The sequence below is a fragment of the Komagataeibacter xylinus NBRC 15237 genome, from assembly GCF_001571345.1.
In the GTDB taxonomy this organism is placed as follows: domain Bacteria; phylum Pseudomonadota; class Alphaproteobacteria; order Acetobacterales; family Acetobacteraceae; genus Komagataeibacter; species Komagataeibacter xylinus.
In genome coordinates this window covers 26,627-36,416 of sequence record NZ_BCTP01000031.1, presented here as the reverse complement: position 1 = coordinate 36,416, position 9,790 = coordinate 26,627, and the positions used below count along the sequence as shown (strand labels likewise).

Annotated in this window: 6 protein-coding genes; 5 read left to right on the top strand and 1 reads right to left on the bottom strand. The window is 62.5% G+C overall.

Annotated features, from left to right (window positions below; genetic code table 11):
* On the bottom strand, positions 1-229 hold a 229-nt coding region (locus GXY01S_RS18760; RefSeq protein ID WP_218003165.1), incomplete at its 3' end, for a hypothetical protein.
* Between the two features lie 239 nt (positions 230-468).
* On the opposite strand from GXY01S_RS18760, the gene GXY01S_RS11815 reads away from it, so the two are divergent.
* The 5 genes from GXY01S_RS11815 to GXY01S_RS11795 all read left to right on the top strand — a co-directional run bounded on the left by GXY01S_RS11815 (position 469) and on the right by GXY01S_RS11795 (position 9,778).
* The gene (locus GXY01S_RS11815) at positions 469-5,559 is read left to right on the top strand and encodes a lactate dehydrogenase (protein WP_061275321.1); all 5,091 of its coding nucleotides are present in this window, start codon (positions 469-471) and stop codon (positions 5,557-5,559) included.
* Positions 5,560-5,736: 177 nt separating this feature from the next.
* Complete coding sequence (locus GXY01S_RS11810) at positions 5,737-7,662, top strand: ParB/RepB/Spo0J family partition protein (RefSeq protein WP_061275319.1); 1,926 nt, start codon at positions 5,737-5,739, stop codon at positions 7,660-7,662.
* Positions 7,663-7,844: 182 nt separating this feature from the next.
* Positions 7,845-8,183 carry a hypothetical protein gene (locus tag GXY01S_RS11805; protein WP_061275317.1) on the top strand — a complete coding sequence of 113 codons (339 nt, stop codon included), beginning with the start codon at positions 7,845-7,847 and terminating at the stop codon, positions 8,181-8,183.
* Positions 8,176-8,589: a hypothetical protein gene (locus GXY01S_RS11800; protein ID WP_010511890.1), complete on the top strand. Its 414-nt coding sequence runs from the start codon at positions 8,176-8,178 to the stop codon at positions 8,587-8,589. Before GXY01S_RS11805 ends, GXY01S_RS11800 begins: the two co-directional genes overlap by 8 nt.
* Before the next feature lie 157 nt (positions 8,590-8,746).
* Positions 8,747-9,778, top strand: a complete 1,032-nt coding sequence (locus tag GXY01S_RS11795; RefSeq protein ID WP_082770857.1) for a phosphoadenosine phosphosulfate reductase domain-containing protein — start codon at positions 8,747-8,749, stop codon at positions 9,776-9,778.
* Positions 9,779-9,790: the final 12 nt, after the last annotated feature.

The window sequence follows — 9,790 nt, the reverse complement described above, 5'->3', positions numbered from 1 at the left end:
AAGACGCATTACCTTCCGGTATGTAAGCAGCAGCTTTCCCCCCTTGAAGAAGCAGCTTATTCGACGTTGAATTAACGTCGCAATCTCTGCAACTACACCAATCGAGAAACACCCCTTTAGGGATATGATTTAGATTCGAGAATCCAAAAGCTAATAAACCGAGAATAAAAAGCCATAATAGAAATATAAGCCAGTATGTAAAAGCACCAGATCGACCAGCACGCCGCAAGGGGCGGCTCCTCCCCGTGCTCGGCGTCTGCGTCGCCTGCGCGCGGGTCCGGTGCTGCCGCTACGCGGCACCCTTGCCCCGCACCGCCCGACCCGGTTGCAATGAGAGCTGAAGGAAAGAGTAATCAGGCGACACAACCTGATTAGCACGCCCGTTCCTGACATCCCGAAAACCTGACCCGGAAACATCCCGGCCTGCAGAAGCAGCACCGGGCGCCGGCGTTTGTACGGAGCACGGCCATGTCGTTCCAGCTCAACCTCTTCGGCACAACCGCTCTCGCAGAAACCCAGAACGACCTTTTCTGGGGCGAACTTGAAGGCGAAGATGGCTCGCCCCCTGTCTTGCCGGCCGCGATGGCCCTTCCCAAGATCGACTTTCATATGGTGGCCGACCGAGGCCTCGCTGACACCTGGAAACAGCGGGCTCGTGACAATGCACTGGCTATCGCGCTGCTCAAGGAGATTGAAGAAGCAGACCGAAACGCTTCGTCCCCCGAACAGATCATCCTGTCACGCTTCATTGGCTTTGGAGCAGGAGAACTGGCGAACAACCTGTTTCCATCCGGAAGCGATAGCGCCCGCCCAGGCTGGGAAGAGATTGGCGAGGCGATCCATGCCTCCACAACAGACGTGGAAAGGGCAGGACTGAAGCGCGCGACACAATATGCGCACTTTACCCCTGAACTGATCGTGCACGCACTCTGGAACAAAGTGCTGCAGATGAGCTTCAGAGGCGGTTCCGTGCTTGAACCCGGCTGTGGGACCGGTCTTTTCATCGCGGCCCGACCGGAAAGGCTCGAGGGACGCATCGCCTTTACCGGGATCGAGAATGATCCGATTACGGCAAGGATTGCGCGCAGGCTCTATCCGAACCAGTGGATCCGCAGCGAGGATCTCACGACAGCGAAGCTCGCAGACGGGTATGACCTTGCGATCGGTAATCCACCCTTTTCCAATCGCACCGTGCGTGGCCCGGAAGGTCTGGGACGGCTTGGCCTGAGCCTGCATGATTTTTTCATTGCCCGATCCATCGAAGCACTCCGCCCGGGCGGCATCGCAATTTTCGTCACGTCCCGCCATACGCTGGACAAGACGGACAGCACCGCGCGTCGAACCATCGCCGACATGGCTGACCTCGTGGGGGCGGTCCGGCTTCCGGCCGGGGCAATGCGCGATGACGCCGGCACGGACGTGGTGGTGGACGTGCTGGTGTTCCGCAAGCGCATGATTGGCGACGTGGTCGACGATGAGACCTGGCTGGAAACCGGCGCCCTTGCAGATAGCGACCTGGGTAACGGTCCGCTCCTCGTCAATCGCTACTTCCTCGACCATCCGGAGCAGGTGCTTGGCCATCACGGCTGGACCACCACCCAGTTCGGTCCCGACTACACGTGCAACGCGCCTGACGGATTCAGGCTCGATGTGAAGTTGCCCGAGGCCCTGAGCCGGATCGGGCAGGACGTGCGCTTTCCGGAACCCCTGGACCAGCGCATTGTACGGCCGATAGGAGCCGGTGTGCTGGTCGGCACGGCTGCCGATGGCGCCCAGTTGAAAGAGGGCTCCTACTTCGTCACGAAAGGCGTCCTGCAACAGATCTGCGACGGACAGGTCACCACTGTCGCCATCAGGAAAGGGGATCAGAAGGACGGCCTCTTTCAGAAACATGCCCGGATCATTACCGCGCTGATACCCGTCCGGGATGCGGCACGCGCGGTTCTGCGGGCGCAGATGGAGAACCTGCCCTATGGACGCCTGCAGGGTGATCTGAAGCGTGCCTATTTCAGCTTTGTCCGACAGTTCGGGCCGATCAACCTGATGAATGTGACAGTCAGGATCGATCCGGAAACCGGGGTTGAAAACGAAACCCAGCGGCGACCGAACCTGACGCCATTTTATGATGATCCCGATGTCTGGCTGGTCTCGTCCATCGAGGAATACGACGAGGCGACACAGAAAGGCCGGATGGGACCGATTTTCTCGGAGCGCGTCATTCATGCGCCTGTCGAACCCGAGATCCATTCCGCCCATGACGCCCTGGCCGTCTGCCTGCATGAAACAGGCGGCGTGGAAATGCCGCGGATCGCGGAACTCATGGGGCAGTCCGAAGCTGAGGTCGCAGCCGCACTGGGGGATGCGGTCTATCTCGATCCGGTAAGAAGCGTGGATGGTCGCGATGTCTGGGTCACGGCTGATGAAATGCTCTCCGGCACCGTGCGGACCAAGCTGGAAGAGGCACGCGATGCGGCCCGGATCGATGGGCGCTACGCCCGGAACGTCACGGCGCTGGAAGCCGTCCAGCCAGCCGATCTACGTCCGTCTGAGATCACCGCGCGCCTTGGCGCTCCGTGGTTGCCGGTCAGCGACATCATCGCCTTTACCGCCGAGGTGCTCGGGGTCGAAACGACCATCTATCACGCGCCCGCGGTCGCCTGCTGGACCGTGGAGAAGCGGGCATTCATGGGCAAGGCCGAGGCAACGTCAGTCTGGGGAACGGAACGGCGACATGCCGGCGAACTGCTGGAAGATGCCCTGACGCAGGCATCGCCAAAAATATGGGATGTCTGGCGTGATGGCGATGGCAATGAGCACCGCGAACTGAACACACAGGAGACGGAAGCCGCAAAGGAAAAACTGGCGGCGATCAGGCGTGCGTTCGAGACATGGGTCTGGCAGGATGGCGATCGGGCCGAGAGGCTGGTCAGGCTGTATAACGACACCTACAACAACCTCGTGGCACGTGCGTTTGATGGCTCCCATCTGCGCCTGCCCGGTGCAAGTACCACGATCAGCCTGCGCCCCCACCAGAAACGGGTCATCTGGCGGATCATCGCCGCAGGCGGCACGTATATCGCGCACGCGGTCGGCTCCGGAAAGACCTTCTCGATGGTTGCGGCCGTCATGGAGCAGAAGCGGCTTGGCCTGATCAGCAAGGCGATGATTGCCGTCCCTGGTCACTGCCTCGCCCAGATGGCCCGCGAATTCCTCATGCTCTACCCGACCGCACGGATCCTTGTCGCTGACGAGACGAACTTCGTGAAGGCAAAGCGCCAGCGGTTCCTCGCCCGGGCCGCGACCGGAAACTGGGATGCGATCATCATCACGCATGACGCATTCAGGTTCATCCCGGTAGAGGGCGATTTCGAACGCCAGATGATCGAGGCGCAGATCGCGTCTTACGAGGACGTGCTGGAAAGCGTCGACGCGGCCGACCGCCTGTCGCGCAAGCGGGTCGAGAGCATGAAGGAGAAGATGCAGGCGAAGCTGGAAGGCCTTGCCGCTCGAAAGGACGATCTCGTGCATCTGGGAGAGATTGGCATCGACCAGATCCTCGTCGATGAAGCGCAGCAGTTCCGGAAGCTGAGTTTTGCAACCAACCAGTCCGACCTCAAGGGGGTCGATCCGAACGGCTCGCAGCGGGCCTGGGATCTCTTCGTGAAGACGCGCTACCTGGCGGCAAAAAATCCGGAGCGCCCGCTGATCATGGCGTCCGGCTCCCCGATCACCAATACGCTGGCCGAGATGTGGACGGTCAGCCGCTATATGGATCTTGAGGCGCTGCAGAAGCGCTACCTGCACGAATTCGATGCCTGGGCAGCCAATTTCGGCGAAACCCGTACCGAACTGGAACTGCAGCCAAGCGGGCTTTACAAGCCGGTCACGCGCTTCACCGAGTTCGTCAACGTCGCCGACCTCATGGCGATGTATCGCGACTTCGCGGATGTCGTGCAGCACGATGACCTGCGCCAGTACGTGAATCTGCCAGCAATCCGGGGCGGACGTCGCGAGATTATTGTCGCGCCGACAAACGATAACTTCAGGGCCTACCAGAAGACGCTGGCGGCCCGCATCAACGCCATCGAAGCACGCCAGGGGCGTCCCCAGAAGGGCGATGACATCCTCCTGTCCGTCATCACGGATGCCCGTCATGCCGCGATCGACCTGCGCTTCGTCGCCCCTCTCGCCGCGAATGACGACACATCGAAGCTGAACCTGATGATCGGGAACGTGTTCCGGATATGGCAGGAGACATCGGAATGCCGTTACAGCGATCCTGAAACCGGTCGACCGTATGACCTGCCGGGGGCGGTGCAGATGATCTTTTCGGATCTGGGCACCGAGAGCGCGATGGAGACACGCGGTTTTTCCGCCTACACGTGGATCCGCGATGAACTGATCCGCCTGGGCGTGCCGCGCGCGGAAATCGCGTTCATGCAGCACTACAGGAAGAGTGCGGCGAAGCAGAAGCTGTTCGGTGATCTCAATGCCGGCCGCAAGCGGATCCTGATCGGCTCGACGGCGACCATGGGCACCGGCGTCAACGCCCAGCAGCGCCTCAAGGCTCTGCACCATCTCGACGTGCCGTGGCTGGTCTCCGACATCATCCAGCGCGAGGGTCGCATCGAGCGGCAGGGCAACCAGCACGCGGAAATCGAACTCTACGCCTACGCCCAGCAGAGTTCCGTTGACGCGACCAACTGGCAGCTCCTCGAACGCAAGCAGCGCTTTATTGGCCTTGCGATGTCAGGTGATCGTTCCATCCGCCGGATTGAGGACATTGGCGGGGAAGGGGGAAACCAGTTCGCCATGGCCAAGGCGCTCGCCTCAGGCGATGCCCGGCTGATGCACAAAGCCGGGCTGGAGGCCGATCTTGCGCGGCTCGAGAGACTCGCGGCCGCCCATTATGACGACCAGTTCGCCGTAAAACGTGCCATCGACCGGGCCGAGCGTGAGATTGCGGGCGCGGAGCGCCAGATCCCGCTTATCGAGGCGGATATTGCCAGCCGTCAGCCCACGAAGGGGGATGCGTTCGTATTGCGTCGGGACAAGGGGGACGTCAGCGAGCGCGAGAAGGCCGGGTCATGGCTCCTGTCCCAGGTCCGCCTGGCCGCGAAGAACGGTGAGGCAGGGATCTGGAACCTCGGACGCATCGGTGGGTTCGCCGTCATGTGTGAAGCAGGGCAAGGCCGTCGTATGCGCGGCGAAAAGCGCGCGGTCGACGTGACGCTGTTTGTGGAAGCGCGCTCAGGCCGCATTGAAATCGCCGTCGAGGACGACACGAAGGGCCTTGGGCTGACCTCGCGGCTCGAACATGCGCTGCTTCGGATCGATGATGCGCTCCATGACGCAATCCGGATGCGGGAGGAAGCGCAGCATCGCCTGCCATCCTACCGCGCCCGTCTGGGCCTGCCGTTCGCGGAACAGGCGATGCTTGATGAAAAGCGCGCTGAGCTGAAAGCGCTGGAAGACGATCTGGCGGCGACCGCGACCGATGAAGACCCGGCGCATGACGACACCGAGGACAGGGAGAAGGAAAAAGAGGTGGCAGCCTGAGAAGGGCTGCCATCTCCGGCCAGGCGCCGCAAGGGGTGGCGCCTCCCCGTGCTCGGCGTCTGCGCCGCCTGCGCGCGGGTCCGGTGCCGCCGCTGCGCGGCGCCCTTGCCCCGCCAGCCCGGTGCTGGCCGCCGGAGTGCATCAGGAAAGGCGTCCTGAGAACACGGAGTAAAAATCATGGAACTGCGCGAAGTCGATCCGAAAACCCTGCTCGACAACCCCGAAAACCCGCGGAAATCCATCCCAAATGAGGCGGAAGAGCGCCAGCTGGCGCTGAACGTCAAGGCCGTCGGGATCATCCACCCGCCTCTGGTCCGCGAAACCCCGGGCGGCCTGATGATCGTTGCAGGGCATCGCCGCCGGCGTGCCGCGGTCAAGGCCGGCCTGAAAACCATTCAGGTGACGGTGGCAGGCGATGATGTGGAACTGGACCGGATGCGTGCCGCGTCGGAGAACATGATCCGTCAGCCCATGACCCAGGTTGAACAGTGGCGGGTTGTCGCCAGGCTTCGGGAGGAAAAAAAGTGGAATGACACCGCGATCTGCAAGGCGCTGATGCTCACACCGGTGCAGCTGAAGCAGATCGGCCGCCTGTCTGCCATCCTGCCCGAGATTCTGGCGTGGATCGAGGCGGGCAAAGGTCCCGGCAATCGTGAACTGGCGAGTATCGCCCTTGCGTCCACCGCGCTGCAGGAACAGGTCTGGGGCCATTTCGGGTTTCTGGTTGGCTCGTCGCCGCCCGAGGATGTCGAAGCCTGCGAAGATGAGGGCGAGCAACTGCCCGACGGAAATTGGGAACCCGGTGCTGCCATCCCCGATTGGGACCGGATTGCATCTGCCCTGCGGCAGGACCGTTTTTATGCAAACGAGGCCTCGTTCGATGACGCCATTGCAAAAAGCTGCCGGATCGCCTGGCAGGAAGATCTGTTCGGTGAAGCCGGGAAGGACGGTCGTTATACCGATGACGGCTTCGCCTATGAGAAGGCGCAGCGCCAGTGGCTGGGTCAGAACACGCCTGAAGACGCACTGATCGTGCAGAGCGACGAGAACGGCGAGCCGGTTTTCGAACCCGGCATGGTCCGGATCTACTGGCAGCGCGAGGGCGCCACGAAATTCTTCTGGCTTGATCATCGCCTCAAGGTTCGCGAGGGTTGGTGCGTCCTGCCGGGCAGCGAGGCGGCAGGTCGCGTGACGCCATCCGCCGTCATTGAAGCCCTGCCAGAAGGGCCGAGGGAACGGCCCGATATTTCGGGGCGCGGTTTTGACATGATCGGCAGTTTCCGCACCCAGGCGCTGCATGCCGCATTGGACGGCATGCGGGGCTCTGCCGATCCATGGGTCCTGGTCGGGCTGATGATCGCGGCCCTCAATGCGCAGAATGTCCGGGTGGATGGGGATTCCAACGCACACTACCCGCAGCGCCGTCCGTCACGCCGGCTCGTGGCCGCCGCCGGACTGTTCCAGGATGGCGAGATGGCGCTGGACGAGGCGCTCCTGCGTGGCGCTGCTGTCGACGTGCTCAAAGCCGTTCTGTCCTGCGAGAAGAACGCGACGAATAGCGGCGACTGGGGTGTCCTGGTCGGCCATATCGTGAAAGCGGACGACCATCTGCCCGCCATGGCGGATGAAGACTTCCTGAAAACGCTCAGCAAGCCCGGCATCACGAAGGCCATAAAGGCGGAAGGCATCCTGCCGCGCAATACCGGCAAGGAAATGCGCCGCGCCCTGATGGACCATGTCGGGCAGGGGATCTGGGTGCATCCTGCAGCGCGTTTCCAGGTCGATGTCGCAGCGCTGAACGCCACCTTCGCGGAAGGACTCGTCCCGCCATCCGGAGCGGATGACGATGATGGGGACTTGGCGCATGACGACGATACCGAGTTGGAAGACGACGCGGATGCTGGTGCGCTGGCGGATAGCCCGGGAACCGATGATCCTGCCGCGTCGGGCATTGAGCTCGATGAAGTGGCTGGTGCATCCCCAGACCTGGCGGCAGATCAGGAGGATGACGTGCCGCACGGCAGGGCGGAAAGCCTGGCGCCGCCATCGCAGACACCTGAAGAATTCCTCAGGACGCATGTTGAGTTTGTAGGTTTCAGCTGAGCGAGGCTGTTGCCGCCGTAAGGCTCTGGCTCACGGCCCGTCGCCCCCATGGTGACGTCGGGCGGTGAGCCAGCAACTGCCTCAGGCAGGACGTCGACCGCGAAATTCTGCGATGCGCCCCAACCGGGCTTAGCCAGAACGTCAGGTTACGCGTTCACCTGCGTCGGCGAAGGAGAACCGTGATGACCCATGAATACGTGACGGAAAAGCGTCTGATCGGCAGGTATGTGGTTGAACTGGGTTTCCACCCGGATGGTGGGGTTCTGATCCGGACGCCTGAAATCTATCCGCCCGCGGCCCGCCGATGGCGGGGACCCTATGAGAGCGTGGAGGCGGCAGTCGTCGAATTTTCCGCTTTCACGGCGGTTCCCAGAGTCACGTCGGCCGAGCTGGCCCGGCTGAGAGAGCGTGGCTGTGTCGTCGAGATCTGCGGAAAGGACGTGATGGTGTGCCACTGCCCATGGCGGGAAGCCAAGACACTGAGCGAATTTGTCCTGGTAAGGGAGGACGGCAATGCCTGATTTTCGTGTCACGCTGGTTGAGCGCCTGTTTGAAGCCGATGCCGGCGATTTCAGGGTCACGGCGACGGACGCCGAGGCGGCTGCGCGGATCGTCCTCAATGCGGTCCCCGACAGTGTGGACTCTGACGGGATCCGGACCACCATTCTGCCTGACGGCCAGGAAGTGGACCTTGAGGTCGAGGAAGTCGTCCATGGCGAGATCGTGGCCATGGTCCACGATGCCGGGACCGGCGTGCTGCAGGGACAGTTTGGTTTTTCCCTTGTTTTCAGCCCGGGCCGAGAGGCAGCCGCCGTTCTCGCCAGAGTGATGGATCGTGTCCTTGCGGATGACGGTGAGCGGGACACCCATGCAGCCTGCATGGTGCTGCGCCGGTATCTGCACGAATACCTGAACGCGGACGCATAGGAAAAGCAGGAAGACACAGGAAAAAATATGCCCGAAGGGCCATCGCGCCTCAAACGGTGGCTCTTGTCCCGCTCCGCGGGCCTGCGATGCCGGCGCACGCGCCGCGTTTGACCCGCGATACCCCTTCGGACCGCCAGAAGACATTCAGACAAGGAGAATGTCCATGGCGACCGCAAGCCTGTCATCCCGCCAGGAAACTGTCCCGCCGGAGCCCGGAGAGATACCTGATCTGGCGCGTTATGATCACGTCATCATCGCCTGTTCCTTTGGCAAGGATTCCCTCGCTAGTACCCTGCACCTGCTCGAAAAGGGCGTGGCGCCCCAGCGCATCGAGTGGTGGCACCATCTTGTGGACGATGACGGGGACGTTTTTGACTGGCCGCATGTGCCCGATTACGGGCGGCATCTGGCTGCAGCCCTTGGCGTCAGGCTGTATTTCTCCGCGCGCCAGGGCGGGATCGTGCGGGAAATGCTGCGCGAGAATGCGCCGACCGCACCGGTCTGGTTCGATACGCCGACAGGGCGGGTCACTGTCGGTGGCAAGGGACCGCCCAATACACGCCGCCGCTTCCCGCAGGTTTCGGCGAACCTGTCGGTCCGCTGGTGTTCCCCATACGCCAAGATCATGGTTGCGGATGGCGCCCTGCGGAACCAGGCGCGCTTCAGTCATGCCCGGACCCTGTTTGTAACCGGAGAACGCGCGGCGGAATCCGCGAACCGTGCCCGTTACGCTGTCTTTGAGCGGCACCGGGCAGACTGTCGTGATGGTCGGATCCGACGGCATATCGATCACTGGCGGCCGGTACATGCCTGGAGTGAAGCGGCTGTCTGGCAGATCCTGCGTCGGCATGGCGTGATCCCGCCGCTTCCCTATCAGCTCGGGTTTGGCCGTCTGTCCTGCCTGACATGTGTATTCATGTCTGCTGATCAGGCTGCAACGCTGCGGCACGTGGACCCGGATCGGTTCGCCCGGCTGTGTGAGTGGGAACGCGCATTTGGCTGCACCATCCGACGCGACCGGGACCTCGGCACGCTGGCCAGCGGCGGCACGGTCTACGGCCCCGTGCGCCAGCACCCGAGTCTGGTGCGTCGCGCGCTCTGCCGCCGCTGGCGTGGCCGTGTCCTCACCTCCCCCGAACAATGGGTCCTGCCCGCTGGCGCATTCGGCGAGAGCGCCGGGCCGGTCTGACCCGCCTCATCC

Bases quoted from the DNA above. Each gene is read 5' to 3' on its own strand.
- GXY01S_RS11815 (WP_061275321.1), top strand. From the start codon at position 469: ATGTCGTTCCAGCTCAACCTCTTCGGCACAACCGCTCTCGCAGAAACC.
- GXY01S_RS11810 (WP_061275319.1), top strand. From the start codon at position 5,737: ATGGAACTGCGCGAAGTCGATCCGAAAACCCTGCTCGACAACCCCGAA.
- GXY01S_RS11805 (WP_061275317.1), top strand. From the start codon at position 7,845: ATGACCCATGAATACGTGACGGAAAAGCGTCTGATCGGCAGGTATGTG.
- GXY01S_RS11800 (WP_010511890.1), top strand. From the start codon at position 8,176: ATGCCTGATTTTCGTGTCACGCTGGTTGAGCGCCTGTTTGAAGCCGAT.
- GXY01S_RS11795 (WP_082770857.1), top strand. From the start codon at position 8,747: ATGTCCATGGCGACCGCAAGCCTGTCATCCCGCCAGGAAACTGTCCCG.